This window comes from Arthrobacter sp. R1-13, from assembly GCF_054161475.1.
Window position 1 is genome coordinate 3,954,346 of sequence record NZ_CP096420.1, and the last position, 18,301, is coordinate 3,972,646.

Annotated in this window: 21 protein-coding genes; 3 read left to right on the top strand and 18 right to left on the bottom strand. The window is 61.5% G+C overall.

The window, feature by feature from the left end:
- Positions 1-162: 162 nt before the first annotated feature.
- Positions 163-1,083: a 2-hydroxyacid dehydrogenase gene (locus tag M1D88_RS18240; RefSeq protein WP_458112143.1), complete on the bottom strand. Its 921-nt coding sequence runs from the start codon at positions 1,081-1,083 to the stop codon at positions 163-165.
- Between the two features lie 82 nt (positions 1,084-1,165).
- Positions 1,166-1,900, bottom strand: coding sequence for an alpha/beta fold hydrolase (locus M1D88_RS18245; protein WP_458112144.1), 735 nt, complete (start codon positions 1,898-1,900; stop codon positions 1,166-1,168).
- Positions 1,901-2,155: 255 nt separating this feature from the next.
- On the opposite strand from M1D88_RS18245, the gene M1D88_RS18250 reads away from it, so the two are divergent.
- Positions 2,156-3,604 (top strand): rhodanese-like domain-containing protein, encoded by a 1,449-nt coding sequence (locus tag M1D88_RS18250; protein ID WP_458112145.1) that lies wholly within the window; start codon positions 2,156-2,158, stop codon positions 3,602-3,604.
- 4 nt (positions 3,605-3,608) lie between these two features.
- Here the strand turns inward: M1D88_RS18250 and M1D88_RS18255 are convergent, their stop codons facing one another.
- The 10 genes from M1D88_RS18255 to M1D88_RS18300 all read right to left on the bottom strand — a co-directional run bounded on the left by M1D88_RS18255 (position 3,609) and on the right by M1D88_RS18300 (position 11,788).
- Entirely contained in the window at positions 3,609-3,929 is a 321-nt protein-coding gene (locus M1D88_RS18255; RefSeq protein ID WP_458112146.1) for a GYD domain-containing protein, read from the bottom strand.
- Between the two features lie 184 nt (positions 3,930-4,113).
- Positions 4,114-4,278, bottom strand: coding sequence for a hypothetical protein (locus tag M1D88_RS18260; protein WP_458112147.1), 165 nt, complete (start codon positions 4,276-4,278; stop codon positions 4,114-4,116).
- Between the two features lie 45 nt (positions 4,279-4,323).
- Positions 4,324-5,988: a PA domain-containing protein gene (locus M1D88_RS18265; RefSeq protein ID WP_458112148.1), complete on the bottom strand. Its 1,665-nt coding sequence runs from the start codon at positions 5,986-5,988 to the stop codon at positions 4,324-4,326.
- A gap of 173 nt (positions 5,989-6,161) precedes the next feature.
- Positions 6,162-6,677 (bottom strand): OsmC family protein, encoded by a 516-nt coding sequence (locus M1D88_RS18270; RefSeq protein WP_458112149.1) that lies wholly within the window; start codon positions 6,675-6,677, stop codon positions 6,162-6,164.
- A 78-nt stretch (positions 6,678-6,755) separates the two neighbouring features.
- Entirely contained in the window at positions 6,756-7,691 is a 936-nt protein-coding gene (locus M1D88_RS18275) for a sugar kinase (RefSeq protein WP_458112150.1), read from the bottom strand.
- 2 nt (positions 7,692-7,693) lie between these two features.
- Complete coding sequence (locus M1D88_RS18280; RefSeq protein WP_458112151.1) at positions 7,694-8,332, bottom strand: bifunctional 4-hydroxy-2-oxoglutarate aldolase/2-dehydro-3-deoxy-phosphogluconate aldolase; 639 nt, start codon at positions 8,330-8,332, stop codon at positions 7,694-7,696.
- A 31-nt stretch (positions 8,333-8,363) separates the two neighbouring features.
- On the bottom strand, positions 8,364-9,419 hold the full coding sequence (locus M1D88_RS18285) for a Gfo/Idh/MocA family protein (RefSeq protein ID WP_458112152.1): 1,056 nt from the start codon (positions 9,417-9,419) through the stop codon (positions 8,364-8,366).
- Positions 9,403-10,494, bottom strand: coding sequence for a Gfo/Idh/MocA family protein (locus tag M1D88_RS18290; protein ID WP_458112153.1), 1,092 nt, complete (start codon positions 10,492-10,494; stop codon positions 9,403-9,405). The genes M1D88_RS18285 and M1D88_RS18290 overlap by 17 nt, the downstream gene beginning before the upstream one ends.
- Entirely contained in the window at positions 10,491-10,892 is a 402-nt protein-coding gene (locus M1D88_RS18295; protein ID WP_458112154.1) for a hypothetical protein, read from the bottom strand. Before M1D88_RS18295 ends, M1D88_RS18290 begins: the two co-directional genes overlap by 4 nt.
- Positions 10,889-11,788 carry an SMP-30/gluconolactonase/LRE family protein gene (locus M1D88_RS18300; protein WP_458112155.1) on the bottom strand — a complete coding sequence of 300 codons (900 nt, stop codon included), beginning with the start codon at positions 11,786-11,788 and terminating at the stop codon, positions 10,889-10,891. The genes M1D88_RS18295 and M1D88_RS18300 overlap by 4 nt, the downstream gene beginning before the upstream one ends.
- Before the next feature lie 70 nt (positions 11,789-11,858).
- Between M1D88_RS18300 and M1D88_RS18305 the strand changes: the two genes are divergently transcribed.
- Positions 11,859-12,599, top strand: a complete 741-nt coding sequence (locus M1D88_RS18305; protein ID WP_458114568.1) for a GntR family transcriptional regulator — start codon at positions 11,859-11,861, stop codon at positions 12,597-12,599.
- Between the two features lie 67 nt (positions 12,600-12,666).
- Here M1D88_RS18305 and M1D88_RS18310 read toward each other — a convergent pair whose 3' ends face one another.
- The 5 genes from M1D88_RS18310 to M1D88_RS18330 all read right to left on the bottom strand — a co-directional run bounded on the left by M1D88_RS18310 (position 12,667) and on the right by M1D88_RS18330 (position 16,932).
- Entirely contained in the window at positions 12,667-13,584 is a 918-nt protein-coding gene (locus tag M1D88_RS18310) for an MBL fold metallo-hydrolase (RefSeq protein WP_458112156.1), read from the bottom strand.
- A complete protein-coding gene (locus tag M1D88_RS18315; protein WP_458112157.1) occupies positions 13,581-14,429 on the bottom strand; it encodes an ABC transporter permease in 849 nt (282 codons plus the stop codon). Before M1D88_RS18315 ends, M1D88_RS18310 begins: the two co-directional genes overlap by 4 nt.
- Before the next feature lie 26 nt (positions 14,430-14,455).
- A complete protein-coding gene (locus tag M1D88_RS18320; RefSeq protein WP_458112158.1) occupies positions 14,456-15,271 on the bottom strand; it encodes an ABC transporter ATP-binding protein in 816 nt (271 codons plus the stop codon).
- 5 nt (positions 15,272-15,276) lie between these two features.
- The gene (locus M1D88_RS18325; protein WP_458112159.1) at positions 15,277-16,287 is read right to left on the bottom strand and encodes an ABC transporter substrate-binding protein; all 1,011 of its coding nucleotides are present in this window, start codon (positions 16,285-16,287) and stop codon (positions 15,277-15,279) included.
- Between the two features lie 237 nt (positions 16,288-16,524).
- Positions 16,525-16,932 carry a winged helix-turn-helix transcriptional regulator gene (locus tag M1D88_RS18330; protein WP_458112160.1) on the bottom strand — a complete coding sequence of 136 codons (408 nt, stop codon included), beginning with the start codon at positions 16,930-16,932 and terminating at the stop codon, positions 16,525-16,527.
- A gap of 201 nt (positions 16,933-17,133) precedes the next feature.
- On the opposite strand from M1D88_RS18330, the gene M1D88_RS18335 reads away from it, so the two are divergent.
- Entirely contained in the window at positions 17,134-17,811 is a 678-nt protein-coding gene (locus tag M1D88_RS18335) for an FMN-dependent NADH-azoreductase (RefSeq protein WP_458112161.1), read from the top strand.
- Positions 17,812-17,900: 89 nt separating this feature from the next.
- On the opposite strand, the gene M1D88_RS18340 is transcribed toward M1D88_RS18335, so the two are convergent.
- Entirely contained in the window at positions 17,901-18,116 is a 216-nt protein-coding gene (locus M1D88_RS18340) for a hypothetical protein (RefSeq protein ID WP_458112162.1), read from the bottom strand.
- Positions 18,117-18,301 lie beyond the last annotated feature (185 nt).

An 18,301-nucleotide genomic window follows, 5' to 3' on the forward strand; every position in this document is an offset into this window, starting at 1 on the left:
TGCTGGAAAGAAGGTTGGTCGTTAAGATTCTGTGGAAGTGTTCGGAGTTGCGCTGCTTTTTGATTCCCTTTGAATCTAAATGACGACGCAGTGAATTGTCAACAGTTTTATTGAGACTTGTTCTCAAAGGTAGCCGGCCCTACGCTCCGGCTACCGTTCGGGTCAGCCGCCCAGCACCACGTTGACCGGCGGCTCCCCTGCGAGCATGAGGTCGATCTGACGCTGCAGCAGCCGGCCCATGCGTGGACGCATCGCGGAACTGGCCCCGCCAACATGGGGAGTGATGATCACTCCAGGAGTGCTCCAGAGCGGATGGTCTGCGGGCAGCGGCTCCGGGTCCGTAACGTCCAGCGCTGCGCGGATCCGTCCGCTCCCGGTGTGGCGGACAAGTGCCTCCGTGTCCGCAACGGGGCCGCGTGCGACGTTGACCACCAGCGCGCCGTCGGGCATTGCGGCAAGGAAATCGTCGTTGATGAGGTGCCGGGTGGCATCGCTGAGGGGAACCCCCACCACCACGATGTCGTGATCCGGCAGCAGGGCGGGCAGCTCCTCGATGCCGTGGACGACGCCGGTCCCGTCAATCCGCTCTTTGCTGGCTACCCTGGTGACGGTGGTTTCGAAGGGCAGAAGCCGCTGTTCAATGGCCTTGCCCACGCCTCCGTAGCCCACGATAAGGACGCGGCGATCGGCGAGGCTGGCGGTAGGCTTCGTTTCCCATCTGCCCTGCTGCTGGTTCAGAAAGTGACGGGGAAGCTCCCGCTGGCTGGCCAGGATCAAGGCCAAAACCAGTTCGGCGGTGGATGTCTCATGCACTCCGGCGGCGTTCGCGAAAACCCGTCCGGGCGGCAGGGTATCCGCGACGCCGTCGTACCCGATCGACTGGCTCTGGACCAGCCCGGTTTCCACGCCGTCAAGATTGCGCAGGACGCCGGGGCCGCGCATGTACGGCGGCACCACGATGTCGATTTTCGGCTGCGGGGGTTCGGCCACCATGTCCCATTCCAGCACCGTGACGTCCGGATGCGGCTTGAGGTACTGACGAAGTGCCGAATCGGGCAGGCTCACGCTGATCTTCCGGGTCATGGGACTCCTCTGACTTGTCTCTCTCACAGGGTTTGGCTTTCTCCATGCCAGCCTAGTGGAGCAGCTGACACATGAGCAGCCGTCAGCTGAGGATCCGGGCCACCGCTGCCCCGAACGCTTCAGGTTGTTCGAGCATCATCATGTGGCCCACCCCGGGGAGCACGGTGCTGGAGGCCGCGGCGGCAACTGCCCACTCCGGGACTGCCCATTCCGAGGCCGAGTGCTCCCCCGCGAGCAGATGGACGGGGATGCGCCCGAACACATATTGCAGCATCTTGTCGTAGTCCGGTTTCCCGGTGGTCTCAACGATGGCTCGGGCGGAGGACCAGACGGTGCTCCACGGCTGGTAGGCCAAGGCTTCGTCAGCGCGCTCCACCAGCATTGGAGTGGGTTCGATTCCGCAGCCGGCCAGCCAGGCATCAGCGCTGGAGAGGGAAGCCTGGATTGCCGTCTCAGCTTGGTCAGCCGGCATGGCCGCCAGGGCACCGGACCAGAAGGCGTCTGCCAGGGAGAAGTTCCCCTCCACTGTAACGATGGAGGCGACTCTCTCCGGATAGCGGGCCGCCAGCGTGAAGGCATACACAGCGCCGACAGAGTGGGCGATCAGGTGGACTGGTTCTTGGCCGCCGACCGCTTCAACATGCTCGTACAGCGCCACCACTTGGGATTCAGCGGAAATCTCAAACGCTCCACCGGTTCCGTACCCGTTCAGGTGAGGGGCCGACGTCGGGCGCGGCTGAAGTGCACGAAGAGCGGCAGGCTCGGAAAAGGGGCCGATAAGGCCATGAACGAAGACGGCAGCACCGGAGGAAGTCATGGTTTACAGTCTGACACCAACGTGGTTCAGATCGTTGTCAGACAACCCATACATGGGTACCAGTTTCCAAGTGGCGGCAAGTAACATACGGCTGAAAAAGGCGTACGAATTACTCGTGCCTTCGGGGGTCCGGGCAGGGTTCAATGGGATTCCAAGCCGGCGACGATCGAGTCTGATGAGACCAGGACTCGCCCCCAGACGTCGCCGGCTTGGACATTCCCTCCACGGGGAATAATGGTGTCAAAGGAGCACACCATGTTGATCGAGCGCATCTACGACGACGACCTCGCGCAAGCCAGCTATCTCATCGGCTGCGAGCGCAGCAAGGAAGCGATCGTCGTCGACCCACGCCGGGACATTCCCGTTTACCAGTCGGTCGCCTCGGCCCATGGCATGAAGATCGTGGCCGTCACCGAAACCCACATCCACGCCGATTTCCTCTCCGGAACCCGTGAGCTCGCCGCCGCTACGGGCGCCGGCGGCTACCTCTCCGGGGAGGGCGGACCAGACTGGCAGTACCAGTTCGACGGCGAACGGCTGTACGACGGTGGCAAGGTCACCATCGGTAGCGTCACCCTCCAGGCCCTCCATACTCCAGGCCACACTCCAGAGCATCTGTCCTTCCTGGTGACCGACGGCGCTTTCAGTGACCAGCCCGGCTACCTGCTCTCCGGCGACTTCGTCTTCTCAGGCGATATTGGACGGCCCGACCTGCTGGAGGAAACTTCAGGTCCGGGTACCGGCGGGCTTGAGCCCGCCGGTACCCAAGCGGCTGGAACCGATGTTGTTGGGGCGAGGCAGATGTTCGCCAGCCTCCGGGACAGGTTCCTGACCCTGCCGGACTACATCCAGGTCCATCCAGGCCACGGGGCCGGCAGCGCCTGCGGCAAGGCCATCGGATCTGTCCCTTCCTCCACAGTGGGCTATGAACGGCTCTATGCCTGGTGGGGCCGGTACTTGGCCAACAACGACGAGGAAGGCTTCATTAAGGAGCTCCTTGAGGGCCAGCCCGATGCCCCCACCTACTTCGGCCGGATGAAACGGCAGAACCTGCAGGGCGCGGCGATCCTGGGCGAGCGCACTCCCTTGGAGGAGTTCGAGACAGAAACAGTCGCCAAACAACTTGCCGCCGATGCCGTGACCTTCGTGGATACCCGTCACCATGCCAAGGTTCACAACGGCACAGTGGCAAACGCGCTCAATATCCCGGCCGGAAAGAACCTGGCCACCTATGCGGCTTGGGCCATCGACCCTGAACGGGATCCACGTCCCCTCGTGCTCCTCGCCAGCGGCCCGGAACAGGCAGAGGAAATACGGGATCACCTGGTACGCGTTGGCATCGACTCGATCGCCGGCTACGTCACCGCGCTTGAAGGCCTGCCCCTAAGCACCCCCCGGCTGATCCGGCCCGAAAACCTGCCAGCACTGAAGCCCGCCATGCTGCTGGATGTCAGGACGAAAGGCGAACATGCGGATGGGCACATTCCCGGATCCAAACACCTGCACGGCGGCCGCGTGCTGTGGAACCTGGATCAGCTGCCCCGGGATGGGACCCTCGTGGCCTACTGCCGGAGCGGTGCCCGGAGTTCTGTGGCAGCCAGCATGCTGCGCCGCGAGGGTTACGACGTCGTCGAGCTTGAGGGCAGCTATCAGGCGTGGGCAGCCCTGCAGGCTGCGGCCAGCGCCCGCCAGGCAGACACCTAGCGTCCTATTGCCCCGGCGGCCGGTATGTCGGCGTCTTCTTGGCCGCTTCGTCAATATCCTCAGGTGTCATAAGCGGCTTCAGTCGCACTTTTACGGCGCCGGACGAATTGACCACGAGCGACAGGGCAGCGGCGTCGGCGTTGTCCGGTACCTCAAGAACACCTACGACGTCGATCTCCCCGAAAGCGAAGTACATGCATTCGAGCGAGCCACCAAGCGAATTGAGGGCGTCGACCAGCGCATCACGGCGCTTCGATCCACCTTCCCGCATGAGGCCCTTGAGCCCGTCGCCCACATAGTTGCCTTCGAAAAGATACTTGCCCATGGTCTTTCCTGTCCTTGATACCCAGGACGCTGCTTCGACGGTGGCGGACACTCACTGAGGGAAGGTCCTGGAGATGGTCCCTGTTTCAGGGTTGTGCGCACATCATAGGCCTGCCGCCACGCCCAAGAAAGAGTCCCGCCCGGAAATCTCCGGGCGGGACTCTGTCTGGATGCTTCCGGCTCGCCTACTCTCCCGTGTAGCGGAAGATGTAGAGCCCGGAGTCACGGTCGCTTGCTGCTACATATTCGACCCCGTTGCTTTCGAACACTTCAACGCCCCAGAAGTTGCTGCCTCCTTCATCGATGAAGCTGCCCGTCTCGACCAGCTTGTTATCCACAATCTTGGTCACGCGGAACCCGCCGGAATAGTACGAGAAGTAGGCGAGGTCGTTCCGCTAGTGCGAGGTGGCCACCTCATGAACCGAGAGGTCACCGAAGCCTTCCGCGTAGGCCGGATCGTGGGCTTCCGGAATGGCGTAGGTGTCCAGCTCGGTCATCTTGCCGGCCGAGTTGTCGAAGAGGTGCACGTAGCCCCAGCCGTCGAAGAACGCCCGGATGTTGATGAGGTCGCCAACCTCGCCCAGGCTGACGCCCGGAAGCAGGGTAGCCGTACCTGCGAGACACGCTGCATTGTCGAAGCCGGCCTCTTTGTCGAAGAATCCGAGGCCGGTCTGGCGGTCTACGGAGAAGGTGGGGGTGCTGCCTTCGACGCTGATGCCGATCTGGCCGCAGCCATCAAATCCTTCCCTGTTGACGATCACAATGCCCTCATAACCACCGGCAGCCTCAATGCTCGCCACCTTCTCGGTGAAGGTGCAAACACCACGGGAGACCACAGCGATCTGCTGACCGCTCGGCGTGGTTCCGGCGGCCGGAACAGCGGGATCGCCCGGGCAGGCCTGACCCACGTACACGGCGTCACCGCTCAGGGACTCACCTTCGTGCAGATGGGGCGTGGAGTCGCCCTGGGAAACCTGGAACGCCGCGGCCGAATCATCGGTGGTGCCCTCGCTGCCGTGGGGCGAGAAGTCCTCGTCCGCGCCGATCATGAACTTGTTGTCGAGGGTGAACTCGCCTTGGTGTCCGTTGCCTTCCGGCTTCTCGGCAAGTCCCGCGGATTCAAGGAGCTCAGGGTCCGGATTGGTGAAGTCGGTGTCGCCGATGTAGGCAGGGTTGTGTACGTCGGACATGTCAACCGTTACGTAGCCGGCGTCCCAGTAGGACAGCAGCATGACCTGCTTCCCGCCGATCTCCTTCACGATGATGTCGTGCAGGAAGATCTCAGTCAGGTTCGCCTGCCCGTTCTGCAGGATCTGCGGGAAAGTCTCATCCAGATCATATTCTGCTGTGAGGAACGGTTTCTTCGGGTTGGTGATGTCCATGATGTCGACGTCGGTGCCCTCCTCGTTGTCCACGATGGCGGCGTACGCCTTGTCCCCTGCATCCCAGGCGAAGACGCTGTGGATCTCATTGGCGGCCTTCTTTCCCTGACCGCTGGCCACTGAATCGCCCACACCCTCAGCGAGCGGTGTGGGGTGTTCGGGATTGGTCACGTCGTAGAGATTCATCCCGCCGAAGCCGGCTTTGTCCTTGCATTTCTCGTTGTTACTGACCAGCACGTCGCCGGTAAAGGCGGGCGTGTCGATGTGGACAGTCTGGATACCCTCACCCGGGTAGCTGCCCTCCTTGGCCTGGATGAAGGCCACTTCCTTCGTGTTGGCAGGATCCTTGATATCCACTACATGTACGCCGTTGTACTTGCATTCGACAGAGCCCCAAGCAGCAAGGTAGGCGTATCCGTTGAATACGCCTACGTCTGCAATCTTCTCAGGGACCACATTTTTAAGTTTGAGTTTGGAGACCAGTTCTACGTTCGATTGTGTTGCGGGAAGGTGCCCTTCATCGCCGCCATGCTGGTGGACGTCGCGCGCGCCGTCGTCGACGGCTATTGCCCCATCGTCGGCTTCCGGATGCGCTGAGGCAATGGTTGTTGGTGCGAGAATCAGCGCGGCCGCTGAAATCAGGGTTACGGCCGCACGGATAGAGGGGGACTTGGCCATGACACTCCTAGGGTTTTGAGCTCATTGGGAAGTGATGCAACGGGTACCGGGACTGTACTACCGGATGCAGCCCGAAGGGAATATCCAATCGAAGGGCAATTCGGTTTCTTGTCGGTTCCGGGCATTCCAAAGCTCAGCGTCACAGCCGTGACGGCAATCGAAAAACGCGGCGATCAGCCTATTTGAATGTCGTGTTCAACCGGGATAGAACGCACAACTGCGTCTTCCATCGGCGAATGCTCCAGACTCCACATCACGATCTCCCGGACAGTGTCGTCGTCTGCGTCATCAGAGGCAACCCTGATGGAGACCCGGACTCCAAGCGGGCCTGGAGGGACGCCGTCGTCCATTCCCAAAAGGCCGCGATCATCGGATTCGCTGTCCACGCTGACTTCCAGCCGCGAGAGATTCGCACCGCGGGCCGCCGCCCGCATCGCTATCAGGGTGGCTGTGCACGATGCGTTCGCGGCGCGGAAGAGCCAGCCGGGCGACGGCGCCGAGGCGGTTCCGCCGACGCCGGTCACCATGTCGGTGGAAACGGAAGCGCCGTTAGGGCCCTCCACCCGGACGCGAAGGCCGTCTTCCACGACGGCGATGGCCATGGAGTCGCGGTAGCGTGCCTCGTCCGGGTGCGAGGCAAGATAGTCCTTCGCTGAGCTGATCGCTTCGGAAATTCGTGACTGACCCATCTCTACCGCCTCTTTGCCCGTACCCGCTGGTGATCCAATGCTGGACCTTTTGGTAGCGGGTCACAAGGGTGAGTTAGTTCAGCGGGTGCTGGCCGCAAGATGAGCCTTGCTTTCCTCGAGGCTGGGAAGTTTTCCGGCGCCTCCGGGTGTTGAGAGCGACAGTGAGGCCGCGGCGCAGGCCAGGCGAACGAGGGAAGGCGATAGTGCTTCGCGGCTTAGGCCGGCGGCCAAGGTACCGGCGAACACGTCGCCTGCCCCCGTGGCATCCACAATGCCGGCTGGCGGAACGGGTTCGATCTCGCTGAAGGCGGCTCCGTCGTACAGCAGAGCACCCTTGGCGCCCTTTGTGACAACGGCTGCTTTCGCCCCCAGTTCAATGCACCGTTCCGCAACAAGGTGCGGATCCCCGGTACCGAAAAGCACCTCGCTTTCGGCCGGCGCGGAAGGAATCATCACGTCGACGTGCGGCGCGATCCGGGCCAGCTTCTCCCGAGCATCCTCAGCACTGGTCAGCCGGCTCCTGAAGTTCGGGTCATAAACCACACGCGCCCCTTCCCTGCCGGCCCACTCGGCGGCGACCAGGACCGTCCGGCTGCACGATTCGGACAGCGCCATGGTGATGCCGCTGAGCAGAACTACATGGGCGCGCTCCAGGCCGACGCCGTCGAGATCAGTGGGCTGCATGTGGGAAGCCGCAGACCCTGTCCGGAGGTAAACGAACTCGCGGTCTCCCTCGGGAGCGGCACCGAGGACGTACGCGCCTGTATGGGCGTCGTCCCGCCTCACGAAAGCGGTGTTAATGCCCAGGAGCTCGAGCCGTTCAAGCAGCCGATCGCTGAGCTCATCACTCCCCAGGCGGGTCACGAGGGATGTGTTCGCCCCGGCCGCGGCAGCAGCCGCTGCTGAGTTCAGCGCATCCCCCGAAAAGGACAGGTTGAACTCCGTTGCTTCCCGCAGGGATTTCAGGGCGAGGAACTCGATCAGCGGCTCGCCGATCACAAGGACATCTGTCATTTCTACACCTTCATTCTGGACTCGAGCCAGGCAGCAACCGCGCCGGGATCCTTTTCGAGCGTGCGGACCAGCTCGCTCCCAATGCCGACGGCGGTGGCTCCGGCCGCCAGCCAGTCGTCAGCCGTTCCGAGGCTGATGCCGCCCGTGGGAACAACCACCGCTCCCTTCAAAACTGTGAGCAGGGAGGCAAGATACTTCGGGTCCACGGCATGTGCCGGAAAGAGCTTGGCGATTCCCTTGGACGCAGACTGTGCGATCTCCGTCGGAGAAAGGCCGCCCTCAATGAGCGGGATCCGGAGTTGATCCGCTGCCGCGCGGACCTCCGGGGCCTGGATGGGCGTCACCAGGAAGGAGGCCCCGACGTCGGCCGCCTGTTGTGCCTCTTCCGCTGTCCGTACAGTTCCGAGGCCGACGATGACTCCCCGGATGCCGGCCAGATGCCCGACGGCGGCCGGCCAGCCGGGGGTAGTGGCGGTGCATTCAATGGTGCTGACCCCGGCCTCAACCAGGGTCATGGCATGGCTGATGGCCTGGTCACTGCTCTCGGTGCGCAGTACGGGAAGGAGCGGAGCAAGGGCCCAGGCGTCGAGGAGGAACCGGAACTGTTCCAAACGGCCGCCGTACGCTGAAGTGTCGCTCATTGTTCTCACCTGTTCTTCACGGACTTGCTTCTTACTGACGTTCGGCGCCCATAGGCCGGTGGCTGCCGTGATTTGAGTTCAGGCCAACGAGCATGCGGGTGCCGCCGGCTGCCGCCGAAGCGTACATGGCCTCGACGCATGTCAGGGTCCGCAGCTGGTCCTCGCATGATGTGAGCGGCGTTTCCTTGTTGACTACACAGTCCACAAAATGCTGGATTTCTTCCACGAACCCCATGCTTTTAGGCGAGGGTTCCATCGAAACAACCTTTCCTGGATCCGAAAGCTCCAAGGACCCTTTCAGCACGTCAAAGGTCATGGTGCCCTCGCTGGTGAAGATCTCCATGGACAGCCGCCGGGGTCCGAAGTGGCGCGAGCGCCCGGTAAACGTGAAACTCCCGGTCTGGCCCGAGACGAACTCGACGGCGGCAACCATGTCCAGGTCGAAGCGCATCTGGCCGGCACTGCCTTGGGCTATCACCGAAACGGCGCTGATCTCGCCCAGCAGATGCCGTGCCAGGGCAACCGAGTGGATGCCCGCGTTCAGGAGGTACCCGCCTCCGGATCCTTCCGGGTCCCTCAACCAGTCGGGTTGCTCCGGGTGAATGTCCTCGCAAAACAGGGCACTGTGGTGGTTGGCCTGCAGGAGGAACGGTTCGCCGAATTTTCCTTCCTCCAGAATCTGCTTCGCCGCCCGCGCCACACTCGAGAACGGCCAGTTCTCGGCCACCATGACGGTCCTGTCCGCCCGTCTCTCAGCCTGAAGGATGTTTTCGGAGGCAGCCAGCCCAACGGCCAACGGTTTCTCCACCAGAACGTGAACCCCCTGTTCAAGAGCCCGCAGCACTGCCGGCTCATGAAGCCGCGGTGGAAGGCAGATGTCCACTGCGTCCACGTTGGGAAGGGCTTCGGACATGTCAGTAGCCCAGTGGGAGATGCCCCACTGGCGTGCCACACTCTCCGCGAGTTCCGGATCCCGGTCAACCACCCAGGTAATTTCGCCGCCTTTGCAGGCCTCCCAGGCGGGCAGGTGGGAGGAACGCGCAATCAGTCCGCTTCCGATGAGCGCCACCCTAAGGTCGCTTTTCATAGTTGATCCCCTTTTCGTCCCAGCCGAATTGAATGGACGTTCCTGTGCGTGCGGATTCATAAGCGGCAAGGACCATCGCAAGGCTCGAACGGCCGTCGTCGAGCACGCTGGGGAAATCCTCTTTCGTGAGCAGGCAGCGGATGAATTCGTTGGCTACGGCCTCGTGGACGGCCGGAAAGCTGTGACGTGTTGTCAGGTGTTCCCAGCGCTTCAGCGGTTCGCGCTGGACGGTGACCGAAGCCTCAACGAGTTTTTCGCACCTGGTTGACGCGAGATCCGTGTAGTACTCAAAAATGGTTCCGCGGTCACCGAAGATTTGGGTTGTCACTCCCCCGGCCAGATCCGTCCAGCTGCTTTGAAGTGTGGCGATCGCTCCGCTCTGCAGACGGAAAATGGCGGCGATAACGTCCTCGACCGGAGACTCCAGGATGTGGGATGACATCACCGCCGTGACGGACGCAGGTTCACCAAAAATCCAGCGCAGCCAGTCGCAGGAGTGGATCAGTTCGTCCAGTCCGGCTCCGCCACCCGAAATCACGGGATCATAAAACCATCCGCCGGAGTCGTCGGGCCAACCCGTGGTGCCGAAGTAATGGCTGTGCCGTTTGGAGATGGAGGAGATTCGGCCAAGTTCGCCGCGTGCAACGATGCCCCTGACTTCTTGGTTTGCCGGGTCCAGGCGCATTTGGAAGCCCTGCATAAACCGCACACCGGCCGTGGCCACCGCCTCAGCCGCAGCATCGGCCTCCTTCAAGGACGTGGCGATTGGCTTTTCGCACAGGATGTCCAGGCCTTCCCCGGCCGCCAGTTCGATGTGTTCGCGGTGAAAAGCGTGTTCGGACGTGATCGCCACAGCATCGAGTTCATAGCCCGTCAGGAACTGCAGCAGATCGGGTACGTATCGGCAGCCGTTGTCTTGCGCAACGGGTCCGCCGCGCCCCGGCTCCTGGTCGTAAATCGCCACCAGCTCACAGTCTGGGTTGGCTGCGAACGCGGAAGCCCACATGGGACCGTGGGCGTGCCCGACGCCGAGCACCCCTACCCGCAGCGGGCCGTCGAGGGTTGGGCCGTTCACGGCGCGCCCCTTGAGCCGCTGCTTGGGATTGAATCGGTGCTTGGGCTTGAACTGCTGCTTCGGACTGAGCTGCTGCTGGCAAGGACATTCCAACCGCGGTGGAATTTGTAATCCACAAGGACTTCGAGGTCCGCCCAGACCCGCTTATGGTCCTCGCTCACTTCCCAACGTGAACGCAGGTTTTCGTCCGCAAACTGGATGACTATTTCCAGACGGGTCTCAGCGGCAGCGGCGCCGATTTCCTCCCGGGCGGAGTCGGAGTACGTTTCCAGCAGTACCGCATCTTCGAAACCCGGCTGCCGCTCCAGTGCTGGGACATACGCGGCCAGGAACCACTCGCGGATCTTCTCCATCTGGCCGGGTAGCGGTTCGAATGAAATGTCCAGCCTGATGCTCATTGGATCTGTCCTTCCAAGGGAATCGCCAGGGAATCGGCCATGTTCTGCCAAAGAACCGTTGAACCGGCGGCAATCAGCAGCTCGTTTCCCTTGTTGCCGCCGAATGCGAAGTTCACCGGAATTTCCGGCGTGCGAAGCTGGCCGATAGCGCCGCCGTCGGGGTCAAAGATCCAGATCCCGCCCGATCCGGTGCACCAGACGTTGCCGTGCCTGTCACATTTCATGCCGTCTGGGACTCCCTTTTCGTCCGAGGGCGGAGTTGCGAACTGCTCAGCGTCGCCGATGGACCAGTCATCCCCTATCCGGTACCGCCTGATCAGGCCTCTCTCGGAGTCGTTGACGTACAGCGTCCGCTCATCGGGTGAGAGACAGAGCCCGTTCGGTTCGGAAAAGTCCCGGTCAATAAGCCGGAGGTTCCCATCCCGAAGAAGATAGACGCCTTGAAAATCGAGTTCCTGCTCCCGCTCCACGCCGAAGTCCGCCCCCAGCCCGTAACGGGGATCAGAAAACAGGATGGTCCCGTCCGAAGCACACACCGCGTCGTTGGGACTGTTCAGACGCCGGCCGTTGAACGATTCCGCAAGCACCGAAATGGTGCCGTCACTCTCCTGCCGCACCACCCGGGACGTCGCATGTTCACAGGTCACCACCCGGCCTTCGGGATCAAGAGTGTTGCCGTTCGCCTTGTTGCTCGGTTGCCGCCATGGTGACGGGAGGTCTTGAGGTTGCCAAGACCACATGGTTGACTTTGTGATGTCGCTAAAGAGCCAGGTTTCCTTCTTGCCCAGCCAGACCGGCCCTTCCGTGAAACCGAAGCTATCCCCTACCACCAGTGCAGGGCCAGCAGTCTCGATGGACGCTGCGCCCTTCCAATCCAATGTGTAACTTAGATTCATGGTTCGATCCTTTCGGGACATAGTCTGACTAAGATTGGACGTATAGAACTGAGGAGATGTTGTGGCAAAGATGCGAATCGAGCAGACCCTCGAGGTCCTGCGGTCCCGGATCCATGATGCCGCGGCCCGCAGCGATCTTCGCCTGCCTCCGGAGGTTGAACTGGCCGGCGAACTGGGCGTAGGCCGGTCCACCCTCCGTGAAGCCCTTGCCCTTCTCGAAGCAGAAGGCGTAGTGCACCGCGCCCGGTCGCGAGGAACCTTCATCCGGCCCAGCGCCCTGCAGTATGAGAAGGAAGTCCTCAGCTACCCCGTGGACCTCATCCTGTCGTTCGCCGACTACCTGACCGCTCACAGCATTCCCTTCACCATCGAAAACTTCTCGTTCGGGCGTGAAACCCTTCCGGAGAACAACGGGACTCAGACCGACTTCGCCGGCCAGGAGGTCTACCGGACCTGGCGCGTCTTCCGGGTGCGCAACCATCCCGCCGCCTACCTCGAACACGTCGTGCCGGTCGCTTTCGGGAACCAGCCGGTGCAGCCTTCGTTGCTCCTGCAAGGCGTTACTGCGCTCTTCGACGCACTGACTGACGTGCAACTGGAGAGCATTGACAATTCCATCGGCGCCGAACTTGCCGACGAACGCCTCAGCGGCCTCCTCGATGTGGAACCCCGTTCAGCGCTAGTGGTTATGAATGCCCGGCTCTTTGGCATGGATTCTGCCCTCCTTGGCACTGGCCGCCTGGTGTTCCGTCCCGATATCCTCACGCTGTCCGTCAGGGCCTCGTCACGGATCAACATCAAGGCCCGTTAGGATCAGGGGCCGTTGGGGCGCCGGTTTAGTGCGCCCCTAACGCTGCGCTTCGCCCGTGACGCTGTCCTCAGAAGATCCGCATCAGGTCGCTTCCAACGGTGATCGGCCCCTTGTATGTCCTGGCTATGGGGGTCCGCCACATCTCGTCGGGCAGATGACCGGGTATGAGATGGGTGAGGACCAGATGCTTCGCCCTTGCAGCGGAAGCCACCTCGCCAAGCTGATGCACGGTGGTGTGATAGGCAGGGAAGCCGAACCCCGGGTAGAGCGCTTCATGGACAAGGACGTCCACATCCTCGCAATACCGGATCAGGTTCGGCGAGGGTGCTGTGTCACCTGAAATTGCAGCCGAGCCGTTTTCCCAGTCGAAGCGGTAGCCGAACGCCTGGTCAACTGGATCGTGTTCCACCCGGAAACTGACAGCACTCCATCCCTCACCCGTCAGCATCGTCCCGTCGTCGACTTCCAGAACGCGCGGATCCAAAGTCTCCGGTGCGATACCGAAGGTGCGGCGTGTTCTGATGTCGTAGTCGTAGGCGGCCAGCAGGCGATTGACAAAGGCAGCGGTCCCGGGTGGACCCACGATGAGCGGGCAGCTCCTTCGAGTGCGGTCCACCCACGGTGCAAGAACCAGCCAGGCAAGCTCAGCGTTGTGATCCAAATGATGATGTGTAATCAGGATGTGGGTCAGGTCTGAGGGATCAACACCAAGCCTGACGAGCCTTTCGGTGGCGCCCGCACCGCAGTCCACCAGGATCTTCTCGGAGCCCATGTCCACGTAGGTCGAGGGTCCGGCCCGCGTGGGCAGGATCTTCGGTGTGCCTGTGCCGATAAGCCAGCCACGCGGCGTCGTCGTAATGCCTTCCGCCTGCCTGAACCCGGACTCCTGGAGACGGGGTCCGTCAACGAGCTGGACCGTAATCAGCGGCTCATTGAGCAGGTAGGCCCCCAGAAGCGATTCGTCATTTGTCACCGTGCTGTTCATAGCTGCACCTGGTAACGGTAGACGACCTTCCTCAGCAAAAGACGGAAGACCATATCAGCAACCAACCCCATCAGCCCGAGGGCCACGATGCCGACAAACACCTCGTCAGTCCGGGCAAAGAGCCGTGAGTTCCAGATCAGGTACCCCACACCGCTCTCTGCGGCAACAAATTCTGCCGCCACCACCGTCATGAAGCAGGTTCCCAGCGCTACCCGGAGGCCCGTGATGACGCTGGGGATCGTTGCCGGTACCACGACACTCGTCAGTAGCTGCCGGGGGGACGCCCCCAGCATTGCTGCTGCTTCCAGTTTTTCCTTGTCAACCGACATGGACCCCGTCATGGTGCTGAGGAAGACGATGAACAAGGCGGCATAGAAAATCAGGCCGATCTTTGATGCTTCCCCAAGCCCCAGCCAGATGAGCGCCAGGGTCAGGAAGGCGATAGGGGGAATGAAGCGGAAGAAGTCCACAAAGGGTTCCACCATGGTGCGCACGATCCGTATCCTGCCCGCCATGATTCCAAGGGGCACGGCTACAAGTGCTCCCAGGACCCACCCGCTGATCACGCGCATGAAGGAGATGCCAATATCACCGAGCAAAGTCCCTGCAGCCAGGAGCCGGATGGCAGCTTCGAACACCACTTGCGGGCCGGGCAGGAACAAAGGTGACATTTGGAGCGACACGAGATACCAGACAAGCACTGCGCCCAACAGAACCAGCACCGTTGTTACCGGCTTAGGAAGGGGTCTCCGTACACGACCAGGGATACCCTCTGCGGGGCTAAGGCCCGCGGGAGCGGTTGATTTCACTGTGGAATCAGTCGATTGAGACTGTGGCAGGGTCATGATTTCCTCCCATAATGTCCCGGGCCCTAGACGGCCGCGGTCCTGTCGCTAACGGTGGCGTCGGCGACATCGTCGTTGTTGGGGTTGTCGAGTTCACTCGTCAACTCGTTGTAGAGGCCGATGAAGCTTTCATTCATGCGGTCACGCGGCCTGCTGAACGGGTTGTTGCGGGTGCTCGCTATGCCTGCTGCGGGACCATGCGTCATGGTAATAATCCGGTCACTCAGCCAGATGGCTTCGCTCACGTCATGGGTGACGAAAAGCGCCGTCTGTCCTGTGGATTGCCAGATGTTGATCAACTCATGCTGCAGCAATGAGCGGGTGTGGGCGTCCAGGGCTCCGAATGGCTCATCCATCAGGAGCACGTTCGGCTGGTTCACCAGCACCCTGGCTATTTGCACGCGCTGTTTCATACCACCGGAGATTTCCCTGGGGTACTTCTTTTGGTGTGCCTGTAACCCCACCAGTTCCATGTACTGATCCACGAGTCCATCACGCCGCTTCCGGTCCAGGCCCTGGACCTTGGGACCGTATTCGATGTTCTGGCGGACAGTCAGCCAGGGAAACAGTGCGATGTCGGATTGAAAAACGACACCGCGGTTGGCATCAGGACCGCCAGCCGCTTTTCCGTCTATCAGGATCTGCCCTGCGGTGGGCTTGGAAAATCCGGCAATCATGTGAAGGAGGGTCGATTTACCGCAACCGCTGGGGCCAAGGAGGCAAACAAACTCCCCTGCCGCAATGGTGATCGATATGTCCTTCACCGCTGTGTAGTCTGAACCCGACCTGGACCGCCGGGGGAATGACTTTGTGACATTCCGGCACTCAATCGATGAGCTCATGGCTGTTATTTCCTTAGTGTGACGGCGCTTGAATCCACTGCTTCGAGGTAGCTGGGATCGAAGATCGCATCGGTCTCAGGGGCCTTGTCCACGTAACCGTTCTCGGCCATCCAGGTTGCGACTTCGCGGAGGGCCGTCTTGCTCTCCTCGTCCAGGTAGACATCCCAACGGATCTCGCCCTCACTCCACCACTTCTGAAGCGTGCCGGCCTCCACGCCGATTCGCTTGCTGGCAATCTCGGCAGCGGCCTTCGGGTCAGCCTCGATGAAGGCATTCGCATCCTTCAGAGCAGCGATGACCTTTTGGACCGTCTCTCGGTTAGCCTCAGCCCACTTACGGTCGAACTGCAGGTAATTCCGCACAATGGTGACGTCACCGATGGTCGGCTCCAGGAAATGAACCTGGTCGCCCATTTCAGTGAATGCCCTCGAGACGATGGGTTCTTCATTGACGAAGCCGTCAATGTTGCCGCGGGCGAGCGTGGCGATCTGCTCTGCACCCGGAACGTCCACCAGGGTCACGCTCTTGGGATCAACCTGGTGCTTTTCGAGGTACCGCTGCAACGCGTAATCGTTGATTCCGCCTTTTTGAACGCCGATCTTGCGGCCGGAGAGGTCTTCCGGACGGTTGATATCGTTCTTGACAACCAACCGCAGTTCTTCGCCTGTGAACCACAGGGCCGGTACTACGATGTCTGCGCCCTTGGACAGATTGGATACAAGGGGCATCTCGACTGTGCCGCCTGCGTGGACTTGCCCTGCAAGCATGGCCTGGGTGCCTACAACGCCGTTATCGAATGTTTTGAGTGTGGCCGCCAGACCATGATCCTCGAAGAATCCCCGCTCGAGCGCCACGTCCCAAGGGGCGTAGCCGGCATTGGCCGCAACCGGCAGGACCACCGGGGTCATCTGCTGTCCGGCCGTTGGGCCACCGTTTGAGCAACCGGTAACAAAAGCCAGTAGCGCTCCCACCAGGAGTGCAAAGATGACTTTTGCTTTGCGTGCAACGGTATGCATTTGAACCTCCTCGTTCACGGGTCGCTGTATTGCGAACCAATTTAACGGTAAAGTCTTACTAAGTCCTAAGTCAAGAGACCAAGGAAGGACAGGGCCTAGTACTGTCAAGGGATTCCTAGGTCTGACGTACTCTTTCGAGCGCTACTTATCCACAGCCGAATCGACCCCGCCAGGGCGCGGTTTTAGTCTCGCAGCGGGGTGGCGCGGGGTCTGGCTGAGTCCGAACTAGAGGTGCCGCTACTCCAGGTTGAGGTGGCGGCGGTCGTGTTCCATGCGGGCATGCGAAACATCATCCATGTTCGCTTCGGCCCAGTCCTTCATCCGGTGAACGACGCTGAGCAGGGAGTGGCCCAGAGGGGTCAGTTCATAGTCGGTCCGCACCGGAACCGAGGCCGTGACGAGGCGGGATACGAGTCCGTCACGCTCCAGCGAGCGGAGCGTTGAGGTGAGCATCTTCTGACTAGCACCGGGGATGAGCCTGCGGAGCTGGCTGTGGCGCAATTGTCCGTCTGCAAGTGCCAGCATCACCAGGGTGACCCACTTACTGCTGATCGCCTCAAGCAGTTGGCGCGCAGGGCACTGTCCCAGGCCGCTGTTGAATTCGGCTTGTGCTTCCTGCCGCTTTTGTTCCGCCGTGAGAGTCATTGCCCCAAACTTTACTCTGCTGGTTCTTCGGTACCGCGCCGCCAGCCTACTACTTCCATGGGAGGGCACCCCAAAGGCCAGAGGAGGGAACGTGAAAGTTCCGTAGGCACATCAAAGTGCGTTCTTACCCGCGGTCCGCACCGCAGCAAGGATGGTTGAGGGCCGATTCGGCCCATTCTTTCCACCACCGAAAGGTAAACCGTGCCTACGATCCTGCACATCAACGCCTCACCCCGCGAGACCCACAGTGACTCCCTCCGCCTTGCCCGCCATGCCCTCGATGCCATCCAGGCAGCCGCTGAGGAGCGCTTTGAGGTTGAGACACTGAACGTGTTCGACGACGGCGCCCTGCCGGACTTCGGGCGCACTGCTGCGGCAGCAAAGATGGCTGTCTTCTCGGGCCAGGATCAGACCGCTGAGCAAATCAGCGCATGGGAAGCTGCACGTGCTGTCTTCGACCAGTTCGCCGACGCCGACGCTTACGTTTTCAACATCCCGATGTGGAACGCCGGTGTTCCGTACGCGTTGAAACAGTGGATCGACATCGTTACCCAGCCGGGCTGGAGCTTCGGTTTTGATCCCGAAAGTGGCTACAAAGGCCTCATGGAGGGCAAGCAGGCCCTCGCCATCCACACCAGCGGCGTGTACCGGCCGGGGGTGGCGCCGGCATTCGGCCAGGACTTCAGCAGCACCTTCTTTGCCGACTGGCTGAACTTCATCGGCATCGACGACGCCACCCACGTGCGCTTTGCACCCACGGTCCTCAACATGGATGTGGACGGCAGCCGGCGGACCGCAGAAGCTGAAATTGCCGACGTCGCCAGCGGGTTTGCTGCCCGTCTCACCTCAGCCGGGATCCTGCAGCTGGTCAACGACTAAGCCGGGTTGCGGCTATGCCCGGACGGCACACTAACTGCTGATTATTGCTTTCCGTACTTGCGATGCGCTGAATTGGTCGACGAGTGCTCTTACGCGTGGGCCGCGAGTCTCCACAGCGTCAGCACCAGGGACAAGCGGACACGTCCGGCGGCCGGGCGGATGTCGAAACCCAACGCGGTCGAGTATTCAGCTGCCCGTGTCTGGACACTGGAGTGGTGGAGGCCGATCTCTTCGGCGACAGTTCGCAGGCTGGTGTTTTCCGCGATGGAGTCCAGCAGCGCGAGGGCCTTCGGCTGGGATGTCACGACTCCGGGGTCATAGCCAGGCCAACACCCGCCGTCGACCCGGGCTGTGTATTCTGGGCGTCCGTCTCTGTTGTGGAGAAGCGGAGCACTACTGCCCGGCGGGAAGCGGCCACCGGGCTGGTGCTTGACCGGGCCGCGTTGTGACGTGATTCAGCCTAGGCATTTCGTTCAGCGATTCTAACCGC